We start from the raw sequence: 22,389 nt of genomic DNA, 5'->3' as shown, positions 1-22,389 counted from the left end.
TGATGACTGCGAAGTTGGAAAAAGTCCTGATCGCTAACCGCGGTGAGATCGCCCTGCGGATTCTGCGCGCCTGCAAAGAGATGGGCATCAAGACCGTCGCCGTTTACTCCAAGGCCGACAAAGAACTGATGCACCTGGGCCTGGCGGACGAATCCGTCTGCATCGGTCCGGCGTCGGCTGCGCACTCCTACCTGCACATCCCGGCGATCATCGCCGCTGCCGAAGTGACCGGCGCCACCGCCATTCACCCTGGCTACGGCTTCCTGGCGGAAAACGCCGACTTCGCCGAACAGGTCGAAAATTCCGGTTTTGCCTTCATTGGCCCGAAAGCCGACACCATCCGCCTGATGGGCGACAAGGTCTCGGCCAAGCACGCCATGATCGCGGCGGGTGTACCGACCGTCCCGGGTTCCGACGGCCCGCTGCCTGAAGACGAAGAAACCGCTTTGCGCATCGGTCGCGAAGTCGGTTATCCGGTGATCATCAAGGCCGCTGGCGGCGGTGGTGGTCGCGGCATGCGCGTGGTACACAAGGAAGAAGACCTGATTTCCTCGGCGAAACTGACCCGCTCCGAAGCTGGCGCGGCGTTTGGCAACCCGATGGTCTACCTGGAAAAATTCCTGACCAACCCACGTCACGTCGAAGTCCAGGTGCTGTCCGACGGCCAGGGCCAGGCGATCCATCTGGGCGACCGCGATTGCTCGCTGCAACGTCGTCACCAGAAGGTCCTCGAAGAAGCACCGGCACCGGGCATCGACGAGCAGGCTCGCCAGGAAGTCCTGGCGCGCTGCGTCAAGGCCTGTATCGACATCGGCTATCGCGGCGCCGGCACCTTCGAGTTCCTGTACGAGAACGGTCGTTTCTACTTCATCGAAATGAACACCCGTGTTCAGGTGGAGCACCCGGTTTCGGAAATGGTCACCGGTATCGACATCGTCAAGGAGATGCTCAGCATCGCCGCCGGCAACAAGCTGTCGTTCACCCAGGATGACGTGGTCATCCGCGGTCACGCGCTGGAATGCCGGATCAACGCCGAAGACCCGAAAACCTTCATGCCAAGCCCAGGCACGGTCAAGCATTTCCATGCCCCGGGTGGCAATGGCGTTCGCGTCGATTCGCACCTGTACAGCGGTTATGCCGTTCCGCCGAACTACGATTCGTTGATCGGCAAGCTGATCACCTACGGGGCGACCCGTGACGAAGCCATGGCGCGCATGCGCAATGCTCTGGACGAAATCGTGGTAGACGGGATCAAGACCAACATCCCGCTGCACCGCGACCTCGTACGTGACGAAGGCTTCTGCAAAGGCGGCGTCAACATCCATTACCTGGAGCACAAGCTGGGCAACCAGCATTGATGCTTCAAGTGATGTAAAAATACCCCGGCCCATTGGCCGGGGTATTTTTTTGCCTGTCGCTCACGCTGCTGGCAAGGGCATCAGCTCAGCGTCACCGTAGTGAACTCCTGCAAGGCAAGGTGCGCCGCCGTCGCCCGTCGGCCCTGCTGGGTGCGAACGGCACCGTTGGCATTGGCCACCAACGGCTCGCTGCGCAAGCGCGTCATGAACCTGCGTGCACGCACCGATACCGGGTCAGAAGCCAGCTTGGCCCTCGCCAACACCGGTTTGTAGTAGCTCTCCACTTGACCACGAGCGGTCTTGAATACCGAAGTGACCCCGCTGCGCAGATCCAGTGACACACCATAGGTATTGCCGAAACAGGAAGAATACGACCAGTGATTCCAGGTCGGTTGCAGCCCATGCTGCCTCATCACCACCCTGACCGGCTCGCCGATGTCGGCCCCCGTCAGCCAGTCCCCGCCGACCAAGGTGACGCGAATGTCCTTGGCCGAGCCCCCCAGGCGCCGCGTCACATCGCGGACACTGCGCTCGATCAGCGGGCGGATGTTGTGGTCGAAATGAATGACCGCGCCAACCTTGGTGGCCGGGTTGTACAACGAAGCTATCACACACGTCTGCGCATTCAGCGAGAACAGGTAGTTGTCTGCCCCTTCGCTGAACTTCGCCACCACGGCCTCGCCCTGCAACGCCCCCCTTGTCACGTCCGGGACGACATGCCCGGGAAACGCCTCCCGCAGATCACCCACCCGTCCGAGGTTGCGCACATGATCATTGCCGCCTCTCAAGCCGACCTTGTTATGGGTCCATTTTCCATTCGCCATCCTCCGTATGGGCATCTTGTACAACGCACCGGGACGCCTGGCATCCACCAGGCACAACCCGCCGAAGTAGGGATCCTCCATCACCTGGTAGTACCGGCCCTTGCTCCGTATGTAATGAGCGCTTCGCGGTTGCGCTGCGCTGGGCGGGCTGCGATAGGTGCCCAAAAAAATCCCCTCCTCGGTCACCGGCTGCAGGTATTCCGGTACTTTGCTGACCGCCTGCTGCGGCTTCAGGCGTATGGGCGGGGTCACCGGTCCGGCCTCCCTGGCGACGGCCGATGTCGCGCGTCTCAAGCGTTGAGCGGACAACGACAGAGGTTTCACGACAAGCTTCAGGCTCCTGGCCGCGCGCCCCAGCAGCGTGGCCATGCTTGCGGCGCCGAGTGTGGCGAACAGCGCCCCCCAGGTCGCGGCCAGCCAGTGACCGAGCGCCCCTTCCGAGTCGCCCTGCGCATGCGCCTCGACCGCCTGCCTGGCGCTGACAGCCACCATGCCGATATCCAGCAACAAGGCAAATGGGGGATAGACCATGCACACAGGAAGCGCCGCGAAGATCAGGCCCTTGAATACCTGATCCCTGATCATTTCGGCACGACTTGTGGTGATGTCCTCCACATCGGTGACAGCGCGCTCGATGCAGGCATCGAATTCAGCGCTGATATCCATCACCCGATTGAGTTCGCGCAATGTATCGACACGCGTGTTCCCGGCGGCCAGAGCCACCAGCGAACGCCCTACAGCGGCACGCGCGGTGAGTACAACCCGCTCCAGTACGTAACCATGCAGTTGTGCTGCGACGCTCCCGGAAAAATCCAGGTACTTGCGAAACAGGACCCCATCCGGAGCGTCGGGGGTGTACAACCAATAAAAGGCCTTCGGATCGAAGTAGGTGAAAACGTAGACGCCTTGCACGACATGACCGCCGACCGTCAACTTGATGACACCTTCGCGCGTCACGGCAGCGCCGGGGTGCGTGGCGCCGTTCGCAGAGTTCCCATCGCTCAGCAACGTGACTTGCCGGGTGAGCCACTGGAATTCATCGGTGTTCAATATCGACTTGCCATGGGCCACACGCAGGTCACGGTCCATCCTGGCCAACAGCATGTAACGGTAAGCCTCACGGCGCCTCGGATACTCCGTGGCCTTGGCATCGAGGAAACTGGCGCGGATGTGCCTGGCGTATCGCTCCCCCAGGTAAGCCGCGCGAATGTATGACGCCAGTTCGGCGCTGCGAACCTGCCTCAAGTCCTGCCCGACAGAAGAACGCACGCCTTTTGCGGGGTCGTCGATATCCGCGTTGTGCTCGTATCCGAAGATGGCAAGGTCCAGCAGGCTGGCCGTTTTTTTCTCGGCGGCCAGCCCCGGGCTGTAGTCAATGAAGACCGTGGCCGGATCGACCGCTTCAAGCACCCCCTTGCTATGCAGGTAAGGCGTAATCGAATGGGCGAAGGTACGCTTGGCGAAGTCGATGAAGACTTCATAGTCGGCCAGTTGCTCATCGAATACCTGCCGCTGAACCAGAACCTCCTGGTTCAAGCCGCTGATGTTGCGCCGGGACTCAAGGGGCAACGCCGAGTACCAGCGAGGCGACTCGTTCAGCTCCACCTGCGCCAGGTTATTGGCCAGGCCGGTCAAGACCGCGTTTTGAAGACAGGCCCTGAAACCGGTGAACGCTCCCCTGAGGTCTTTGCCCAGGTCCCAGGAGGCTGGTTTCTCCACCACGCCGGCAAAGTACTCCCGGGCCCGACCATGATCGGTCGCAGAGAGTTGTTGCAGCAGGTACTCGCGACCGGCTTCGTTTTGGGTCCAGGCACCCACCTCCCCGCTCAACGCCCGGAGCGAGGTCAATTCGACCCATTCCTGGCCATCGGGTTTGCCGGGGGCATACAGCAGCAGGGCGCTGACGTCATCGCGCACGTCTTCGCGGTAGAACAGCAGAAGATCGGCACACTTCAGGTCATTGGGCAGAACAAGGCTGGCGACACGCAGCACGCTGGAGGCTGGCGTCGCAACATCGTTCTCCCATAGGGCACTGAGCGCGTCATGGCCGGCCGTCGACAACTGGCCCGCACAACGCGCAACAAATGCACTGTGCTGCAGCCGCGCCAAAAACCAATCGAGCATGGCGTCTTTCAGGTCCCCGCGCTCATATCGCTCGACCAGTGCTGGCAGGTATCCGGCAGGTGCATCGACGTTCGCCAACAATCGACCAATGAAGGCGGGTGAAAGAGACTGGTTACGCAGCATGCCGCCATTTTCCACCAGGAACACCGACACCGCGTCCGGCCTTATCGGACCGGCCGCCACCAGCTCACTCAGGCTGTAGGTGTGCACCGGCTGCCCCATCACCGTTCGCCACTGCAACTGCACGCGAATACCGTCAGGCTCGACCGCTATGTCCAATTCATCCCGGACATAGTCCCTGGCCAGTTGCCGAGCGAAAGCGCGCAGCGAACCCAGGCCATCGACCAGTTCATCGACCTGTGCCTGCGCCAGCGCGGCCTGCCTTTCAAAAGTGCGCAGCCGTTCACGATCCGGATGGCCCAGACTCCGTAGCCAATACGGCAACTGCAAGCGCGCCACCGCTCCAAGATCCCGGCGCTCGCGCGTCGTTGCCAACGCCGTCAAGCGACTCGTCCGGCGCCAGGCGTCCTGGAGTTCTTCGATCTGTTCTCGCAATTCATCGACGTCCAGGCCGGCCAGATGGTCCGGCTGGAAAACCCCGTCGACAGAGACCTGATGCTCATCGAGCTTTTGCCTGATCAGCGCCTCGAGCGCGGCATCCTGCGAAGCCATTCGCCAATGTCGCCGCAGATAGTCCTTGTAGTGACTGACAAACCTCGACGCGGCACTTTCCACCGCAAGGGCAACGGACTCCCGGCGCTCGGGGGCAAAACCCAGGTCTACCCCCTCAGGCCAACGGTAAGGTGAATCCTGCTCTTCGTCATAAGCCACAGGCGCCTGGTCGATCATGCGCTGCAACACCGTGTCGAGCAGGGTGTCAATGAAGTGCGGGTCGATGTTGCCTTGGTAATAATGGGTGCGCAGCTCGACCAGCAGGTACTCTTCCAGCACCTCCAGCAAGCTCATCTGGGTTTGCAGCCGCGCATCGATAGCCACCTGCCAACGCGTCAATTTCTCCAGGGTCACTTGCGCAGTCGCCGCCTGCAAAGAAGAGAGTGGCCCGGTGTACCCCATGTTGCCTTGCCGTTCGGCAGTGATGTCCATACACATTCCTCCTTGTTGTGTGGACCGGCACCTTATCCTCCCGGCGATACGCCCATGGCATACATATATATATTCGAAACACCCACCCGAACGGCACGAGACTCGCTTATCCACTTTGGCGGCGACCTGGCGTACACTGCGCGCCTTTGCAGCCCTGCGCTGCCCCCTGTAGATTTTTTTCCAAAGGTGCCCGCCATGCCTTGGCTGCAAGTACGTCTGGCCATCAGCCCGGAACAAGCCGAAACCTACGAAGACGCGTTTCTTGAAGTAGGCGCTGTATCGGTAACCTTCATGGACGCCGAAGACCAGCCGATCTTCGAGCCGGAGCTCAACACCACCCCGCTGTGGTCCCACACCCACCTGCTGGCCCTGTTCGAAGACGGCACCGAGGCGACCAGCGTGCTGGCCCATCTCGAGCTGCTGACCGGCAGCCCGCTGCCCGAGCATCACAGCGAAGTGATCGAAGACCAGGACTGGGAACGCAGCTGGATGGACAATTTCCAGCCGATGCGTTTCGGCCAACGCCTGTGGATCGTCCCGAGCTGGCATGCCGCGCCAGAACCGGACGCAGTCAACCTGCTGCTGGACCCGGGCCTGGCGTTCGGCACCGGCACCCACCCGACCACCGCACTGTGCCTGGAATGGCTGGACGGCCAGGACCTGAAAGACTGCAACGTACTCGACTTCGGCTGCGGCTCGGGGATCCTGGCGATTGCCGCGCTCCTGCTGGGCGCCAGGGAAGCGGTCGGCACCGACATCGACGTCCAGGCCCTGGAAGCCTCCCGCGACAACGCCGGGCGCAATAACATTGCCGAAGCCCTGTTCCCGCTGTACTTGCCGCAGGACTTGCCACAGGTGCAGGCCGACGTGCTGGTGGCCAATATTCTCGCTGGTCCGCTGGTGTCGCTGGCGCCGCAACTGTCGAGCCTGGTCAAGCCGGGCGGACGCCTGGCGCTGTCGGGCATCCTCGCCGAACAGGGTGAAGAAGTCGCCGCCGCTTATGCCGCGGACTTTGACCTGGACCCGATCGCCAATCGCGATGGCTGGGTGCGCATCACCGGACGTCGGCGCTAGAATGAGCGCCTGTATCCACCGGATTGCCGCATGACTGACAGCTTCGTCACCCAGTGCCCGCATTGCCACACCCGTTTTCGCGTCAGCCATGCTCAATTGAGCGTGGCCCGCGGGGTGGTTCGTTGCGGCTCGTGCCTGCAAGTGTTCAATGCCGCACGACAGTTGCTGGAGCAACGCACTGCCAAGCAAGCGGAGCCTGCCGTCGTGCCACCCTCCAAGCCTGCCGTCGAAGCACCGCCCCGGGCGATCAGCCAAAAGCAATGGAGCGCCGCCGAGCTGGATCTGGATGACCTGGACAAGGAACTGGCGCGCCTGGAGCGACGCGACAATCGCGCACCAGGAAATGCCGGTCGGCGCCGGGAAGACAACCTCAGCGCGCAACGCGACTCGCTCTCTGGCGAACAGCAGGCCTGGCCCGACAGCCTGTACAGCGAAACCTTGAGCGAACGCGCCGAAGCCATCCTCGATACCCCTGTCGAACCATTCGAACCCCACGAACCGGCCCGGCCACCGCGCACCGAGCCGTCCCTGTCCCTGGCCCTTGAACCATTGGAACCGGACGACGAGCCTGTCGCCCCCCTCCACCTGGCGCCAGACGATGAGCCCGACGAACACCTCGAACGCCTGTCCGCCACCGACGACCACGACGACGAACCCGAGCCACCGGTGCCGCTGCGCAAGTCACGGGAACGCCAGGAGCCGGGAATACGCGCCGAAGCCCTCCACGACCTGGACGACGACCCGCTGCAACTGGACTGGCGCAAACGTCGCTCGCCCTGGGGTCGACGCATGTTATGGGGCCTGCTGATAGTGCTCGCCGCCGCGGCCTTGGGCGGCCAGTACATCGCCTACCATTTCGAAGAACTGGCCCGCCAGGACCAGTACCGGCCGTGGTTCCTGCAAATCTGTCCGACCATCGGCTGCGAAGTACCGTCCAAGGTCGACATCGCCAAGATCAAGAGCAGCAACCTGGTGGTGCGCAGCCATCCGGAGTTCAGCGGTGCCCTGGTGGTGGACGCGATCATCTACAACCGTGCGCCCTTCTCCCAACCTTTTCCGTTGCTGGAACTGCGTTTTGCCGACCTCAACGGACACCTGATCGCCAGCCGTCGCTTCAAACCCGGGGAATACCTGGGTGGCGATCTCGAGGGCCGCGGCGAAATGCCGCCCCAGACGCCCATTCACATCGCGCTGGATATCCTGGACCCTGGCCCCAAAGCGGTGAACTACAGCCTGAGCTTCCATTCCCCCGAATGAAGCCGGCCAGGGTCGGCCAGTTGACGGCAGCTTTCTGACTGACCCCACCCAGACCAAACCGCTGGCGATAACAAAATAGCTGTTCAGATTTTATCCAATTCGATCTTTATCCAGTCATCGAGAGCGGGTATCATGCCAACCCTTTTTCGAAGTCTCATGATCCGGCCCCACTTCAGGGAAGTCCTATGTCGGCGGTACGCATCGGCCCATATACATTGCAGAACGGCCTGGTTCTCGCCCCTATGGCGGGCGTCACCGACCAGCCCTTTCGTCAGCTGTGCAAGCGACTGGGTGCAGGATTGGTGGTTTCGGAAATGGTCACCAGCGACATGAGCTTGTGGAACACCCGCAAATCGCGTCTGCGCATGATCCACGAAGGTGATCCCGAGCCCCGCTCGGTACAGATCGCCGGTGGCGACGCACAGATGCTGGCGGAGGCGGCCCGGGCGAACGTCGAGCTGGGGGCGCAGATCATCGACATCAACATGGGCTGTCCGGCGAAGAAGGTCTGCAACAAGGCCGCAGGCTCGGCACTGTTGAAAGATGAAGCGCTGGTCACCGAGATCCTGCAGGCAGTCGTCGCCGCAGTGGATGTGCCGGTGACCCTGAAGATCCGCACCGGCTGGGACCGGGAGAACAAGAATGGCCTGGTGGTGGCGAAGATCGCCGAACAGGCGGGCATCACGGCGCTGGCGGTCCACGGCCGCACCCGTGCCGACCTGTACACCGGCGAAGCCGAGTACGACACCATCGCCGCGATCAAGCAGGCGGTGTCGATTCCGGTGTTTGCCAATGGCGACGTCGATTCGCCCGAGAAGGCCCGGTACGTGCTGGACGCCACCGGTGCCGATGGCCTGTTGATCGGCCGGGCCGCCCAGGGGCGGCCCTGGATTTTTCGTGAGATCGAACACTACCTGCGCACGGGCGAAAAGCTCGCTGCGCCACAGTTGTCCGAGGTGGAACGTATTCTGCTAGAGCATCTGGCCGCGCTACATGCCTTCTACGGAGAAGTCATGGGCGTACGCATCGCTCGCAAGCATGTGGGCTGGTATCTCGCAACCCTGCCGGGCGCCAGGGAGTTTCGCGCCCGTTTCAATCGTTTGGATGGTACGCAAGCACAATGCGCCGACGTTCAGGCGTTCTTCGCTGAGCGTTACAAGAGCCTGACAGGGGACGAAGGGGTGGCCGCATGACGATGATGACCGAGACTTTAGTGAGTGGAACAACACCCGTGAGCGACAACGTGAATTTGAAACAGCACCTCAATACGCCCAGCGAAGAAGGCCAGACCCTTCGCGGGAGTGTCGAGAAGGCGCTGCACAATTATTTCGCCCACCTTGAGGGCGCTGCCGTCACGGATGTGTACAACCTGGTGCTTTCCGAAGTCGAGGCGCCTCTGCTCGAAAGCGTGATGAACTACGTCAAGGGCAACCAGACCAAGGCCAGTGAGCTGCTGGGCCTGAACCGCGGCACCCTGCGCAAGAAACTCAAGCAGTACGATCTGCTGTAAGCATTCAATCAAACCAGAAAGGCGCCCGCGTAAAAAACGGTCGCCTTTTTTGCTGACTTCCCTTGCTTTTGATGGAAATTGAAATGACCGACCAGACCACCCGCCTGCCGATCCGCCGCGCTTTGATCAGCGTCTCCGACAAGACCGGGATCCTCGAATTCGCCCGCGAGCTGCAACAGCTGGGCGTCGAGATTCTCTCCACCGGCGGGACCTTCAAGCTGCTGCAGGACAACGGTGTCGCCGCAGTGGAAGTCGCGGACTACACCGGTTTTGCAGAAATGATGGACGGTCGGGTCAAGACCCTGCACCCGAAAATCCACGGTGGGATCCTGGGCCGTCGCGGCATCGACGACGCCATCATGAACGAACACGGCATCAAGCCGATCGACCTGGTAGCGGTCAACCTCTACCCGTTCGAAGCCACCATCAACAAGCCTGGCTGCGACCTGCCGACCGCCATCGAGAACATCGACATCGGCGGCCCGACCATGGTCCGCTCGGCGGCCAAGAACCACAAGGATGTGGCCATCGTGGTCAACGCCAGCGACTACGCCAGCGTACTGGATAACCTCAAGGCCGGTGGCCTGACCTACGCCCAGCGTTTCGACCTGATGCTCAAGGCCTTCGAACACACCGCTGCCTACGACGGCATGATCGCCAACTACATGGGCACCGTGAACCAGGCCGCTGAAACCCTGTCGACCGAAGGCCGCAGCGAATTCCCGCGCACCTTCAACACCCAGTTCGTCAAGGCCCAGGAAATGCGCTACGGCGAGAACCCACACCAGAGCGCGGCGTTCTACGTGGAAGCCAAGCCTGCCGAAGTCGGCATTGCCACCGCCACCCAACTGCAAGGCAAGGAACTGTCGTTCAACAACGTGGCCGACACCGACGCCGCGCTGGAATGCGTGAAGAGCTTCGTCAAGCCTGCCTGCGTGATCGTCAAGCACGCCAACCCGTGTGGCGTGGCCGTGAGCCCGGACGCCGAGGGCGGCATCCGCCAGGCCTACGAACTGGCCTACGCCACCGACACCGAGTCGGCCTTCGGCGGCATCATCGCCTTCAACCGTGAACTGGACGCCGAGACCGCCAAGGCCATCGTCGAGCGCCAGTTCGTCGAAGTGATCATCGCCCCTTCGGTCACTGAAGAAGCCCGCGCCATTGTCGCTGCCAAGGCCAACGTGCGCCTGCTGGCCTGCGGCCAATGGTCGGCCGACCGTGCGCCGGCCTGGGACTACAAGCGCGTCAACGGTGGCCTGCTGGTACAGAGCCGCGACATCGGCATGATCGGTAGCCAAGACCTCAAGGTCGTGACCAAGCGCGCTCCGAGCGAGCAGGAAATCAACGACCTGATCTTCGCCTGGAAAGTCGCCAAGTACGTCAAGTCCAACGCCATCGTCTACGCCAAGAATCGCCAGACCATCGGTGTCGGCGCTGGCCAGATGAGCCGCGTCAACTCGGCCCGCATTGCCGCCATCAAGGCTGAACACGCCGGATTGCAGGTACAAGGCGCGGTCATGGCCTCTGATGCGTTCTTCCCGTTCCGCGACGGTATCGACAACGCGGCCAAAGTCGGCATCACCGCCGTGATCCAGCCGGGTGGTTCGATGCGTGACAACGAAGTGATCGCCGCGGCCGACGAGGCTGGCATCGCCATGGTATTCACCGGCATGCGCCACTTCCGTCACTGATACACCGCTCCCCTTGTAGGAGCTGACGAGTGAAACGAGGCTGCGATCTTTTGATCTGGCTGTGAAAGCAAAATCAAAGATCGCAGCCTCGTTTCACTCGTCAGCTCCTACAGGGGATTGCAGCGCCTCCCACAGTTTTGAGGTTTTTGAAATGAATGTTTTGATCATTGGCAGCGGTGGCCGCGAACACGCCCTGGCCTGGAAAGTGGCCCAGGACCCTCGTGTGCAGAAGGTTTTCGTGGCCCCGGGCAATGCCGGCACCGCCATCGAAGCCAAGTGCGAAAACGTCGCCATCGACGTACTGGCCCTGGAGCAACTGGCCGACTTCGCCGAGAAGAACGTCTCGCTGACCATCGTCGGCCCGGAAGTGCCGCTGGTTGCCGGTGTGGTCGATCTGTTCCGCTCCCGTGGCCTGGACTGCTTCGGCCCGACTGCCGGCGCCGCGCAGCTGGAAGGCTCGAAAGCGTTTACCAAGGATTTCCTGGCGCGTCACAAGATCCCGACCGCCGACTACCAGAACTTCACCGAAATCGAACCGGCCCTGGCGTACCTGCGCGAGAAAGGCGCACCGATCGTGATCAAGGCCGACGGCCTGGCCGCCGGTAAAGGCGTGATCGTTGCCATGACCCTGGCCGAGGCCGAAGACGCCGTGCGCGACATGCTCGCCGGCAACGCCTTCGGTGACGCCGGCTCCCGTGTGGTGATCGAAGAGTTCCTCGACGGCGAGGAAGCCAGCTTCATCGTCATGGTCGATGGCAAGAACGTCCTGCCAATGGCCACCAGCCAGGACCACAAGCGTGTTGGCGATGGCGACAGCGGCCCGAACACGGGCGGCATGGGCGCGTACTCTCCGGCCCCGGTGGTGACCGCCCAAGTCCACCAGCGCGTCATGGACCAGGTGATCTGGCCGACCGTGCGCGGCATGGCCGAGGAAGGCAACGTCTACACTGGTTTCCTCTATGCTGGCCTGATGATCGACAAGGCTGGTAACCCAAAAGTCATCGAATTCAACTGCCGTTTCGGCGATCCTGAGACCCAGCCGGTGATGCTGCGCCTGCAATCGAGCCTGGTCCTGCTGGTCGAGGCCGCGCTGGCCCAGGCACTGGACAAGGTCGAAGCCCAATGGGATCCGCGCCCAAGCGTCGGGGTTGTATTGGCGGCAGGCGGATACCCGGGCGACTATGCCAAGGGTAGCGCGATCCAGGGTCTGGACGCCGCAGCCCGGCTGGACGGCAAGGTCTTCCACGCGGGCACCGCGTTGAAGGATGGGCAAGTGGTTACCGCCGGCGGTCGTGTGCTTTGCGCCACCGCCATGGGCGCCAGTGTCGACGAAGCTCAGCAGCAGGCCTACAAGCTTGCCGCCGAGATCGACTGGGAAGGTTGCTTCTACCGCAAGGACATTGGCTACCGCGCCATTGCCCGCGAGCGTGGCGAAAATCTGGAATAACCCAGCCATTCAGCCAGGCAAGGGTCTGCGGCCCTTGCCTGACTGTTCCGGCGCCGCGCATAGTTATAATCTGGCATCAACCTACGAAGGGATTTCGCCGTGCGCTGGCTCAGGATCGCCATAGGCCTTACCGTCACCCTGCTGACGCTGCTCTGCATGCTCCCGGCCCAGGCCGCGCCAGGCAGTGGCTGGGCGGTATTGCTCGACGAACAGGGTGACCTGACGCTGAGCGACATCCGCTCTGCCCGCTACACCAATCAATTCAGCCCCATCGACCTGGACCGCCTCAAGGCCGCCGAGCCCGACGGGGCATTGTGGTTGCGTTTCCGCCTGGCCCCCGACAGGCACGAACAGATCCTGCGCATCTTTGCGCCCGACCTGTCACGCCTGAACCTCTATGTGCTGGATGGCGACGCCCTGGTTGACCAGCAAATCAGCGGCAATGCCACGCCGCACACCGAACCGACGGTGCCCAGCAGCGATTTCATGCTGCCCCTGCCGCGCAGCGATAAATCACTGGACGTCTACCTGCGACTGGCATCGCGCTACGAACTGCGCCCCTACGTCACGTTGCAATCGGCCGTCGCGGCGGCAGCCGATCAGAACCAGACGCTGATCTATGGCTTGCTGTTCGGCTGCATCGCCATGCTGATCCTGCACAACCTCACCCGCTACGCCTACACCCGCTCACGCAGTTGTCTGTGGCTGGCAGCTTGTGAAGGACTGCTGATGCTCAGCCTGGTGCTGTTGCTGAACCTGGCCGGGCCTTGGCTGCCCGACTGGCCTGCCGTCCAGACGCCCGGGGCCTACCTGGCCTTGCTGCTGACGGCGCCCTGCGGCCTGATGTTCGCCTACCGTTTCTTCGCGCCCCTGGGGCCGCATCCGTTGAACCGGCTGCTGCTGGGGGACATTGTGCTCGTCATGCTGTGCAGCCTGTTGCTGTTGTTCGTCAACACGCTGCCGCTCAATGTCATGACCTATGCCCTGGTGGCCCTGGCCGGCCTGAGCATGCTGCTCGTCAGCGCCTGGCACTGGCAAAAGGGCTACCGCCCGGCCCGGCTATTCGTCGCGGCCATGGTGGTCTTCAACCTGGGTACGCTGATCATCCTTCCGGCGCTGCAGGGGCTCACGGAAGTTCCTCCCCAGGGCTTGATCATCACCCTGCTGGTCTTCATCTGCATCAGCGGCCTGTTGATGAGTGTCGCCCTGGGCGAGCGCCAGCGCTCGATCAACGAAAGCCGGTTCAGCATCAGCCGTGACCTGGCGGCGAGCAATGCCGAGATCAATGCCAAGGCCGAGTTCCTGGCCAAGATCAGCCACGAGATCCGCACCCCGATGAACGGCGTGCTGGGCATGACCGAGCTGCTCCTGGGCACGCCGTTGTCGGTCAAGCAACGCGACTACGTGCAGACGATCCACAGCGCCGGCAATGAGCTGCTGACCCTGATCAACGAGATCCTCGACATTTCCCGGCTCGAATCCGGGCAGATCGAACTGGACGACGTGCAGTTCGACCTCAATGCGCTGATCGAGGATTGCCTGAGTATCTTCCGTGCCAAGGCCGAACAGCAGAATGTCGAGCTGATCAGCTTCATCCAGCCCCAGGTCCCGCGCGTGATCAGCGGTGACCCGACACGGCTGCGCCAGGCGCTGCTGAGCCTGCTGGAAAACGCGCTGAAGAAGACCGACGAAGGCGAAGTGCTGATCGTCGTCGCCCTCGACGAGCGCAGCCATCAGCCGCGCCTGCGCATCGCCGTGCAGGACAGCGGGACGCCGATGGACGCTGAAGAGCGAGACACGCTGATGCACGCCGAGCTGCACAGCAAGAATTTCCTGTCGGCCACGCGTCTGGGGGGCAATCTGGGCCTGGTCATCGCCCGTCAGTTGATCATCCTGATGCACGGGGAATTCGGTATCAAAAGCGGCAGCAACCAGGGCAGTACCTTGTGGCTGACCCTGCCGCTGGACCCGGATCGCCTCGAACATCCGACTTCCGACCTCGATGGCCCGCTGCAAGGGGCGCGGGTGTTGATCGTCGACGATAACGACACCTGCCGCAAAGTGCTGGTGCAACAGTGCAGTGCCTGGGGCCTGAACGTCAGTGCGGTGCCATCGGGCAAGGAAGCCCTGGCGCTGCTGCGCACCAAGGCGCACCTGCGCGATTATTTCGACGTGGTGTTGCTGGACCAGAACATGCCGGGCATGACCGGCATGCAACTGGCGGCCAAGATCAAGGAAGACCCGAGCCTGAACCACGACATCCTGTTGATCATGCTCACGGGTATCAGCAACGCGCCGAGCAAGATCGTGGCACGCAACAGCGGGGTCAAGCGCATCCTTGCCAAACCGGTGGCCGGCTATACCCTCAAGACTACCCTGGCGGACGAGCTGAACCAGCGCAACAGGGGCCAGGCGACGAATGTGCAGGTAAACGCCGGCCCGCCCATTCCGGTGAAGGTGCCAAGCGATTTCCGCATCTTGGTGGCCGAGGACAACAGTATTTCCACCAAGGTCATCCGCGGCATGCTCGGCAAGCTCAACCTGCAACCCGACACCGCCAGCAACGGCGAGGAAGCCCTCAAGGCCATGAAGGAACGGCGCTACGACCTGGTCCTGATGGATTGCGAAATGCCGATCCTCGACGGCTTTTCCGCCACCCAGCAATTGCGTGCCTGGGAAATGGGCAACCAGCGCACCCGCACGCCCGTGGTGGCGCTCACCGCGCACATCCTGGCCGAGCACAAAGAGCGCGCCCGTCAGGCCGGGATGGACGGCCACATGGCCAAGCCCGTGGAGCTGTCACAGTTGCGCGAACTGATCGAACATTGGGTGGCCCAGCGCGACCAGCAGAACCGTACGGCACAGACGTCCTGAGCCGACAGACGCAGCAGCGCCTGATAGACTCCCGTCGTCCTTCTCCGTCCTGAGACTCGACCATGCTCCATGTGCTGTTCAGCGTTTACCTGAAGATGTTGGTGCTCTACAGCCCCTTCTTCGTACTGTCGTGCTTTATCAGTCTGACGCGTGGGTATTCACGCAAGGAACAACGTCGCCTGGCCTGGAAGGTCGCGACCGCTACGCTGGTGTCCAGCGTATTGCTGTACTTGTTTGGCCGGGTGATTTTCAGCGTATTCGGCATCACCGTGGATGCGTTCCGTATTGGCGCCGGTAGTGTGCTGTTCATCTCGGCCCTGGGCATGGCCCAAGGCAAGTCGGCCGTACAGACCGACAATGTCCAGCAGGACGTAACCATCGTCCCGCTGACCATTCCCTTGACCGTCGGCCCCGGCACCATCGGCGCCCTGTTGGTGATGGGCGTGAGCCAGCCGCACTGGGACGACAAACTCATGGCCATCATCAGCATCGCCCTGGCCAGCTTCACCGTCGGCGTGGTGCTGTACCTGTCCAGCCGCATCGAGCGAATTCTTGGCGACCAGGGCTTGCAGATTGTCAGCCGCCTGATGGGGCTGTTTGTCTGCGCCCTGGCCGCACAAATCATCTTTACCGGCGTGAGAGGCTACCTGGCGCCATAACCTCGGTCGCGGCTGCCTCAAGTGCGCTTGCGGCGGCTGAAACGCTTGCTCAGAACGTCCTTGCGATGCGCGCCCAGGTACTCTTCGATTTCCGGCCGGAAGTCTTCATAACGCTCAGGGTTGAAGGTCACGAACGACTTGCCACGGAAAATCTCTCGTGCCGATGCGCTCCAGTTCACAAAAAGAATCCCTCCGTTATTCGAAGAGCCGGTCTGTTTTATCGAACTGGAGGATGCGATCAGCACACCATTGGATAGTTGTTCGCAGGGAATGACGGACAGACGCGCGCCATCGGCAGATTTGGCCTGGGTGCCAAACAGATCGAAGGTTCCTTTGTCCTGCTTCAAACCATCAATTGTGGTGTTGACCACCGTCCCCAGTACTGCCGCAGCCGGGACACTGGCTTTGGCGCCCTCAATGACGCCTTTGACGATATCGCTGAGCACATTGTCCATGTCCACCTGCATGGCACTTTCGGAATAACGCGAATAACCATCATCCGCCACGAAACAGCCGAGTTCCTGTAGGCATTTAATGAACTCCCTATACCATTGATGGGTATTCTTCCCTCCGGGCACCAGATCGTTGGCCTCCAGGATCGCCATGGTCATGACGTTCTCCATGATCGCCATGTTATTGGCCGACATGTTATTGCCATAGCCCACGAGAGCATCGCCCAGCATGACCGCATCCATGTCCTTGGTAGGGTTGTCCTGTACCCATTGCGCGACGGACCTGCGCATACGCCGACCCGATGAAATCTGCGCCTTGCGCCTGTCGATACGCGCTCCAACCAACTTGATACTTTGCGCAATGCTCACTTCACTTTCAAACTCGTTCATAACACGTCCTTGTTAATTGAATGACCGCGCCTGCGGACAGACAACAATCTAGAGCATTGAAAGAAAAATGAATAACCCAAACCAAATACAACATATGTAAACCCGACAGAACAAATAACCCATTCAAACATCCCGCAACCAACCGCTCAATCAGAACACTTGATAAGTCCAACCATTACTGAATCCATATAACGTCCAACAACCCACATGGACATATATCAAACATGGATGACTCACTAACCGGCCTGGTAACAGGCCCGAACGTGCTCTCCTATATAGGCGAGCTTACCCTTCACGATCACAATGACATTGCCGATTGCAACAATCTCGCGACCCGATCCGCCGACTTCGGCCATCATCGCTACACCCAACCCGAGGACTGGTTCCAGGAGTACGTCTTCACCTTGCGCTACTTCGGCTGGGAGCTGTATGACGGAGCCATCTTTAAAAGCACCCAACATGACGTCTCGGGCTCTTTGGCGAACTTCCTGGTAGAGAGCGCCGACACCATGAAGGACTCTCAACAGGCCAATGCGCTGATCGATACACTGGAAACGTTGAAAACCAACGATCCGGCCATGCTCTCGTTCGATACGGAAACCCGACAAGGCGAGTCATTTCAAGTTGTCCCGGCGCGCTACGACGCAAAGGGCAATCTCCATATCGCTCTGTTTAAACTTGAACTCAGCGTCAATGTAAAAAGGAGCAGGTTCCTGTTCTGGGACTGGGAAAAACACTGCGCCAGCCTCATCCAGCGCAAGGCATACCTGAGGCTGGACAGAGACGCACTGGACAGAAGAAGAGCTTTGATGAAGAAAAAACTGCAAGAGCAGACCATGAGGCGATTTGACTTACGAAAGCATCGTCTCTAGCGCTAGTGGAAGGTTGCGACGGCTACTGTACAGGACAGGGCTGCCCCGCAGCCCTGTCCTGAAACACCCGAGGACAACAATCATTGGATCGAACGTGGCGAATGTCGAGACCGGTGCTCAGACAGGTTTGTCGCCATACCAGCGCGGCGTGTACACCCACTCGCCACCTTCGGCGCGAGGGAATACGCAGGTCGTGGAAGAGCCGATCAGCACCATGGTGCGCATGTCCACCTGCTCGGCCGTGAGTTGCCCCAACGTGGTGACACGCAAGGTCTGGCCCGGACGACCGATATCACGCCCCAACACCACCGGCGTCTGCGGCGTGCGGTGCTGGCCGACGATCTCCAGCGCACGTCCCAATTGCCACGGCCGTGCACGGGAAATCGGGTTGTAGAAGGCCAACGCCAGATCGGCTTCGGACGCCAGGTCCAGGCGTTTTTCGATGATCGACCATGGCTTGAGATTGTCCGACAGCGACATCACGCAGAAGTCATGCCCCAACGGCGCACCGGCCTGGGCGGCGGTGGCGAGGGAGGCGGACACACCGGGCAGGATCTCCAGGTCAACCTGGTGCCAGGCGGGGTCGCTGGACTCGTGCAACGCTTCGAGCACCGCCGCCGCCATGGCGAATACACCTGGGTCGCCGGACGACACCACGATCACCGAACGGCCTAGGGCGGCCAACTCAAAGGCGTGTCGGGCACGCTGCATTTCTTCGCGGTTGTCGGTGCAGTGCAGCACTTGATCGTCGCGAAACGGGCCGGCCATGCGCACATAGGTTTCGTAGCCGAGCACATCGGTGGCCTGCGCCAGTTCGGCCTTCACCGCCGGCACCATCAGTTCGGCCGCGCCCGGCCCCAGGCCGATCACCGCCAGGCGTCCACGCGGACGACCGATTTGAGCCACCTCCAAGGGCTGCGCGGCAACGGCGATGGCCAGGTTGTCCGTCGCCGAAAAGATGTTCGCCGCCGGCACAGAACTGCGCGCCAAGGTGGCGGCATCGCCGGTCATCGCCACAAAGCGCAGCGCCACCCCGAGTTCCAGCGCCGCTTCACGCAAGGCCGCACTGGCCATCAGCGTATCCGCCGCCACTAGGCACGCAAGGCTCTGAACCGCCACTTTCGCTTGCTGCAAAGCGGCACGAATGGCGCCCGGCAGATCAGCCGCCTCGGCGCTCACCACCACCGCGACACTGCGCGGATAAATCAACAGTTCGTGAGTGCTCGCCTCACGCTCGGCATGGCCGACATGAATCGTGCACCGCGCCTGCGGGTCTTGTGGCAACTGCGCCTGATCCAGCCACGGCGCCGCGCCTTCGATGCGCACCGGTTCACCGGCCAACAGGTCGGAGACGAAACGCTTGCCCTGCTCCAGGTCGCCGAGGCTGTAGCCGCTTGGCGGATTGAGCAGGCAGGTGCCGAAGCGCAATTCGCCGCTGGTGGTGATCGCCGGCGCGACGTGCAGCGTTGCCGCGATGTCCCGGGCCATGACATTCACCCCGCCCAGGCCGCCCAACAGCGGCACCACGGCGCTGCCATCCTCGGCCACCGCCAGCACTGGCGGCTCGACGCCTTTTTCCAGCAGCAACGGCGCCAGGGTGCGGATGACGATGCCGGCCGCGCACAGGGCGATGATCGGCGTGTCCTGTTGGTAGAGTTCGCGCAACGTGGCGCCGAATTCCAGGTATTGACGATCAGCTTCGACCCGCCCGGCCAGGCCGTGGATCAGGGCGTCTGGGTAGCGCTGCTGGATCCGTCGGGCCGTCGCCAGGCTACCCGGGCCGAGGATGACGATGGCCGGCGTCTTGGCGGCCATCAACCCTGCCACCGTTCGCCCGGCACGATAATCAGCGAGAAGTACGGCGAAGACATCGGCTCGACTTCATCCAGCGGCACGATTTTCTGGTTGGCCATGGTCGCCCGCTCGACGTACAGCGCCCGTCCGTCCAGGCCCAGTTCCTGAAGCACCTGGCGAACCTTGGGAAAATTGCGCCCCAGCTTCATGATCACCGCCGCGTCGGCGTCGGCCAGGCGCCGCTTGAGATCGTCGTGGGGCAAGACGCCGGAGAGCACCGACAGGCTCTGGTTGCGATAGACCAGCGGCGCACCGAGCACCGAGGCCCCGCCGAGCATCGAGCACACGCCGGGAATGACTTGGGCTTCATAGCGCTCGGCCAGGCGATCATGCAAGTACATGTAGGAGCCGTAGAAAAACGGATCGCCCTCACAGATCACGGCCACGTCGCGACCGGCATCCAGGTGCACGGCCAACTGCTCGGCGGCGGTGTCGTAGAAGTCGGCGATCACCTGTTCATAGGACAGCGGCGCCGGCAACGCTTCGGTGGTGACCGGGTAGACCAGTGGCAGCAACGTCTGCGCGTCCTGCAAATGGGCCTCGATGATGCCGAAGGCGTTGCCCTTCTTGCCCTTGGCGACGAAGTACGCCACCACGGGCGATTCGCGCAGCAGGCGCAGGGCCTTGACCGTAATCAGTTCCGGGTCACCGGGGCCCACGCCGAGGCCGATCAGACGTCCAGGCTGCTGCATCATTCAATCTCCGTAGCGAGGGCGTTGACGGCGGCGGCAGCCATGGCGCTGCCGCCCAGGCGGCCTTGCATGATCACGAACGGCACGCCGCGGCTGTTGGCCGCCAACATCGCCTTGGACTCGGCGGCACCGACGAAGCCCACCGGGAAACCGAGGATCAGTGCCGGTTTCGGCGCGCCGGCATCGAGCATTTCCAGCAAGTAGAACAGCGCGGTCGGCGCGTTGCCGATGACCACGACACTGCCTTCCAGGTGCGGGCGCCACAACTCCAGCGCCGCTGCCGAACGGGTGTTGCCCAACTCCAGGGCCAACGCCGGCACGCTTTCGTCGCGCAAGGTGCAGATCACCGGATTGTTGGCCGGCAGGCGAGCCCGGGTCACGCCTTCGGAGACCATCCGCGCATCGCACAGGATCGGCGCACCGGCGGCCAGTGCCTGGCGCCCGGCCGTGCCCGCGCCCTCGGAAAACTGCAAGCCATCGATGGCCTCGACCATGCCGCAGGCGTGGATCACCCGCACCGCGAGTTTTTCCAGGTCGGCCGGAATGCGCGCCAGGTTGGCTTCGGCGCGGATGATCGCGAAGGAGTTGCGATAGATCTCCTGACCGTCGCGGATGTAATCAAGCATCAAGGGGGCTCCGGGGGCGAGCGTCGAGCCAATGGCCGAGCGCTTCAATAGTCAGATTGTGTGCCTGCAACGCGCCGAAACCCGGCAGCGTGGCATCGCGAAAATACAGGTCGTAACGACCGGGGGCGACCGCCAGCAAGGTGGCAGGCGCGATATGGGCCGCCGCGCAGGAACGCGGGCAGCCCGACAGATGAACCTTCAGGGCACTACCCTGGCGTTGCAGCAACTCGGCCAGTTGGTGGGCGTCGGCCTTGGTGTCGGCCAGGGCTTTACCGCAGCCACTGGAGCCGGTGCAGGCGATGAGTTGCGCCAGCGGCTGATCGACCGAACACAACAGGCCCAATCCCTCAAGCCGCGCCAGCACTTCGTCGGCGTCCTCGCGGCGCACGTTGGGCAGCAACAGGCTTTGCCAAGGGGTGAAACGAAGGCTTGCGTCGCCCTTCTCCCGCGCCAGTTGCGCCGCTCCCCGCAGCATGCCGGCGTCGAGCCGACCCAGGGGCGCAGCCGCGCCGACGTAGACGCGGTCGTCGTGCTGTGGATGAACGCCGATGTGCAGTCCGTCGATGGACGCCCCCCGCTGCCAATCCAGGCAAGCTTGCACCGGCATGCGGCGGCCCAATCGGCTCATGAATTCATCGGCGGATATTTCAGCCAGCAAGTGACGCATGCGGATCTGGTCCGGGCGGGCCAGGTCGAGGAACAGCTCCAGCACCGCCACCACCAAGGCATGCCCCTGGGCCAGGGGCACCCTGCCCGCCGGTTTATCCAATGGCGAACCGGCCAAGCCGAAGGCCAGCCAAGGCTCGCCATCACGGACCAGGGCCGACAACCACAGGTCGTGGTGATGTTTGAGCATCGCCAACGCTTCGCCACCGTCCAGTTGCACGGCGAACTTGGCCGACAACTCTGGGAAGCGTTCATGGGTTTGCAGGGTGAGGAGGATCTGCGCCGCCAACGGGCGCGTATCGAACAGCATCTGTCGGTCGATCCCGGCCGACGGGCTGAGCATCAGGTTGCGCACGTCATCGCCGGCCGGCTTGCGCGGGCCAAGCCCGGCGGCCAGCAACGGCTGGATCAGCGCGTCGTGCCCAGGACCGATCCCACGGATTTGCAGGTTGGCCCGGTTGGTCGCCTCGATCACGCCCCCGGCGAACCGCTCGGCCACTGACGCCACGACGTCGGCCTGATCCGCCTGGATGGCACCGCCATCGAGCTTGATCCGACAGATCCCACCGTCCAGCGCCTGGACGACACGCAGCAACCCCGGGCAACCGGAGGGGCGTACGACGTTGGAGGATGGACGTTCGTTCAAGGGAAAACCGGTAGATAGGCACGCCACATCGGCGAAGGAGCGCCATTATGCCTGCTTTGCCGGGGGTCATGAAAAGCTTGCCGGTCGGATTGCTGACGGCGGACACACAATTTCCGAACGCCCCCATTCCAAACTGTGTGCGAGCCTGCTCGCGAAAGCGGTCTGGCTGCGAAGATGATGTTGCGCAGGCGCCTGATCCTCCGGGGCGCGGTATGATGGCGGCCCGGTTCGCGGCGGCAAGACGCCTGTCGATCAACCCAATTATTCGA

The 22,389-nt window shown here is 62.3% G+C and carries 16 protein-coding genes; 10 read left to right on the top strand and 6 right to left on the bottom strand.

What is annotated here, in order from left to right; all coding sequences use genetic code 11:
• Positions 1-2: 2 nt before the first annotated feature.
• Positions 3-1,358 carry an acetyl-CoA carboxylase biotin carboxylase subunit gene (gene accC / locus AC09SL_RS18360; protein ID WP_064107020.1) on the top strand — a complete coding sequence of 452 codons (1,356 nt, stop codon included), beginning with the start codon at positions 3-5 and terminating at the stop codon, positions 1,356-1,358.
• Between the two features lie 80 nt (positions 1,359-1,438).
• Here accC and AC09SL_RS18355 read toward each other — a convergent pair whose 3' ends face one another.
• Positions 1,439-5,410, bottom strand: a complete 3,972-nt coding sequence (locus AC09SL_RS18355; protein ID WP_058544594.1) for a dermonecrotic toxin domain-containing protein — start codon at positions 5,408-5,410, stop codon at positions 1,439-1,441.
• 195 nt (positions 5,411-5,605) lie between these two features.
• Between AC09SL_RS18355 and prmA the strand changes: the two genes are divergently transcribed.
• The 8 genes from prmA to AC09SL_RS18315 all read left to right on the top strand — a co-directional run bounded on the left by prmA (position 5,606) and on the right by AC09SL_RS18315 (position 15,922).
• Entirely contained in the window at positions 5,606-6,484 is an 879-nt protein-coding gene (gene prmA / locus AC09SL_RS18350; protein WP_058544595.1) for a 50S ribosomal protein L11 methyltransferase, read from the top strand.
• Positions 6,485-6,514: 30 nt separating this feature from the next.
• Positions 6,515-7,741 (top strand): DUF3426 domain-containing protein, encoded by a 1,227-nt coding sequence (locus AC09SL_RS18345; RefSeq protein WP_058544596.1) that lies wholly within the window; start codon positions 6,515-6,517, stop codon positions 7,739-7,741.
• A 185-nt stretch (positions 7,742-7,926) separates the two neighbouring features.
• A complete protein-coding gene (gene dusB / locus AC09SL_RS18340) occupies positions 7,927-8,934 on the top strand; it encodes a tRNA dihydrouridine synthase DusB (RefSeq protein WP_058544597.1) in 1,008 nt (335 codons plus the stop codon).
• Positions 8,931-9,251 carry a DNA-binding transcriptional regulator Fis gene (gene fis, locus AC09SL_RS18335; protein WP_003186237.1) on the top strand — a complete coding sequence of 107 codons (321 nt, stop codon included), beginning with the start codon at positions 8,931-8,933 and terminating at the stop codon, positions 9,249-9,251. Before dusB ends, fis begins: the two co-directional genes overlap by 4 nt.
• An 83-nt stretch (positions 9,252-9,334) precedes the next feature.
• Positions 9,335-10,942, top strand: a complete 1,608-nt coding sequence (purH, locus tag AC09SL_RS18330; protein ID WP_058544598.1) for a bifunctional phosphoribosylaminoimidazolecarboxamide formyltransferase/IMP cyclohydrolase — start codon at positions 9,335-9,337, stop codon at positions 10,940-10,942.
• Positions 10,943-11,093: 151 nt separating this feature from the next.
• Positions 11,094-12,389, top strand: a complete 1,296-nt coding sequence (purD, locus tag AC09SL_RS18325; protein ID WP_058544599.1) for a phosphoribosylamine--glycine ligase — start codon at positions 11,094-11,096, stop codon at positions 12,387-12,389.
• A 99-nt stretch (positions 12,390-12,488) separates the two neighbouring features.
• On the top strand, positions 12,489-15,263 hold the full coding sequence (locus tag AC09SL_RS18320) for a hybrid sensor histidine kinase/response regulator (protein WP_058544600.1): 2,775 nt from the start codon (positions 12,489-12,491) through the stop codon (positions 15,261-15,263).
• A gap of 62 nt (positions 15,264-15,325) precedes the next feature.
• Positions 15,326-15,922 (top strand): MarC family protein, encoded by a 597-nt coding sequence (locus AC09SL_RS18315; RefSeq protein ID WP_058544601.1) that lies wholly within the window; start codon positions 15,326-15,328, stop codon positions 15,920-15,922.
• Positions 15,923-15,939: 17 nt separating this feature from the next.
• Here AC09SL_RS18315 and AC09SL_RS18310 read toward each other — a convergent pair whose 3' ends face one another.
• Entirely contained in the window at positions 15,940-16,764 is an 825-nt protein-coding gene (locus tag AC09SL_RS18310) for a hypothetical protein (RefSeq protein WP_058544602.1), read from the bottom strand.
• 224 nt (positions 16,765-16,988) lie between these two features.
• On the opposite strand from AC09SL_RS18310, the gene AC09SL_RS18305 reads away from it, so the two are divergent.
• Positions 16,989-17,636, top strand: coding sequence for a hypothetical protein (locus AC09SL_RS18305; protein WP_058544603.1), 648 nt, complete (start codon positions 16,989-16,991; stop codon positions 17,634-17,636).
• A gap of 117 nt (positions 17,637-17,753) precedes the next feature.
• Here the strand turns inward: AC09SL_RS18305 and cobJ are convergent, their stop codons facing one another.
• Genes cobJ through cobG form a run of 4 tightly spaced genes read right to left on the bottom strand, consistent with a single transcriptional unit; the run spans position 17,754 to position 22,120 of the window.
• Positions 17,754-19,451, bottom strand: a complete 1,698-nt coding sequence (gene cobJ, locus AC09SL_RS18300; protein ID WP_058544604.1) for a precorrin-3B C(17)-methyltransferase — start codon at positions 19,449-19,451, stop codon at positions 17,754-17,756.
• Positions 19,451-20,182, bottom strand: coding sequence for a precorrin-2 C(20)-methyltransferase (locus AC09SL_RS18295; RefSeq protein WP_058544608.1), 732 nt, complete (start codon positions 20,180-20,182; stop codon positions 19,451-19,453). The genes cobJ and AC09SL_RS18295 overlap by 1 nt, the downstream gene beginning before the upstream one ends.
• On the bottom strand, positions 20,182-20,808 hold the full coding sequence (locus tag AC09SL_RS18290; RefSeq protein WP_003197389.1) for a precorrin-8X methylmutase: 627 nt from the start codon (positions 20,806-20,808) through the stop codon (positions 20,182-20,184). The genes AC09SL_RS18295 and AC09SL_RS18290 overlap by 1 nt, the downstream gene beginning before the upstream one ends.
• Complete coding sequence (gene cobG / locus AC09SL_RS18285; protein WP_058544605.1) at positions 20,801-22,120, bottom strand: precorrin-3B synthase; 1,320 nt, start codon at positions 22,118-22,120, stop codon at positions 20,801-20,803. The genes AC09SL_RS18290 and cobG overlap by 8 nt, the downstream gene beginning before the upstream one ends.
• Between the last annotated feature and the right edge of the window lie 269 nt (positions 22,121-22,389).

It is taken from the genome of Pseudomonas sp. PF05, from assembly GCF_056521845.1.
The sequence above is the reverse complement of the archived record's forward strand: the minus strand, read 5'-3'. Positions and strand labels throughout refer to the sequence as shown.

Excerpts from the sequence above, each read along its gene's own strand:
- accC (WP_064107020.1), top strand. The coding sequence starts at position 3 with ATGACTGCGAAGTTGGAAAAAGTCCTGATCGCTAACCGCGGTGAGATC.
- AC09SL_RS18355 (WP_058544594.1), bottom strand. The coding sequence starts at position 5,410 with ATGGACATCACTGCCGAACGGCAAGGCAACATGGGGTACACCGGGCCA.
- prmA (WP_058544595.1), top strand. The coding sequence starts at position 5,606 with ATGCCTTGGCTGCAAGTACGTCTGGCCATCAGCCCGGAACAAGCCGAA.
- AC09SL_RS18345 (WP_058544596.1), top strand. The coding sequence starts at position 6,515 with ATGACTGACAGCTTCGTCACCCAGTGCCCGCATTGCCACACCCGTTTT.
- dusB (WP_058544597.1), top strand. The coding sequence starts at position 7,927 with ATGTCGGCGGTACGCATCGGCCCATATACATTGCAGAACGGCCTGGTT.
- fis (WP_003186237.1), top strand. The coding sequence starts at position 8,931 with ATGACGATGATGACCGAGACTTTAGTGAGTGGAACAACACCCGTGAGC.
- purH (WP_058544598.1), top strand. The coding sequence starts at position 9,335 with ATGACCGACCAGACCACCCGCCTGCCGATCCGCCGCGCTTTGATCAGC.
- purD (WP_058544599.1), top strand. The coding sequence starts at position 11,094 with ATGAATGTTTTGATCATTGGCAGCGGTGGCCGCGAACACGCCCTGGCC.
- AC09SL_RS18315 (WP_058544601.1), top strand. The coding sequence starts at position 15,326 with ATGCTCCATGTGCTGTTCAGCGTTTACCTGAAGATGTTGGTGCTCTAC.
- AC09SL_RS18310 (WP_058544602.1), bottom strand. The coding sequence starts at position 16,764 with ATGAACGAGTTTGAAAGTGAAGTGAGCATTGCGCAAAGTATCAAGTTG.
- AC09SL_RS18305 (WP_058544603.1), top strand. The coding sequence starts at position 16,989 with ATGGATGACTCACTAACCGGCCTGGTAACAGGCCCGAACGTGCTCTCC.
- cobJ (WP_058544604.1), bottom strand. The coding sequence starts at position 19,451 with ATGGCCGCCAAGACGCCGGCCATCGTCATCCTCGGCCCGGGTAGCCTG.
- AC09SL_RS18295 (WP_058544608.1), bottom strand. The coding sequence starts at position 20,182 with ATGCAGCAGCCTGGACGTCTGATCGGCCTCGGCGTGGGCCCCGGTGAC.
- AC09SL_RS18290 (WP_003197389.1), bottom strand. The coding sequence starts at position 20,808 with ATGCTTGATTACATCCGCGACGGTCAGGAGATCTATCGCAACTCCTTC.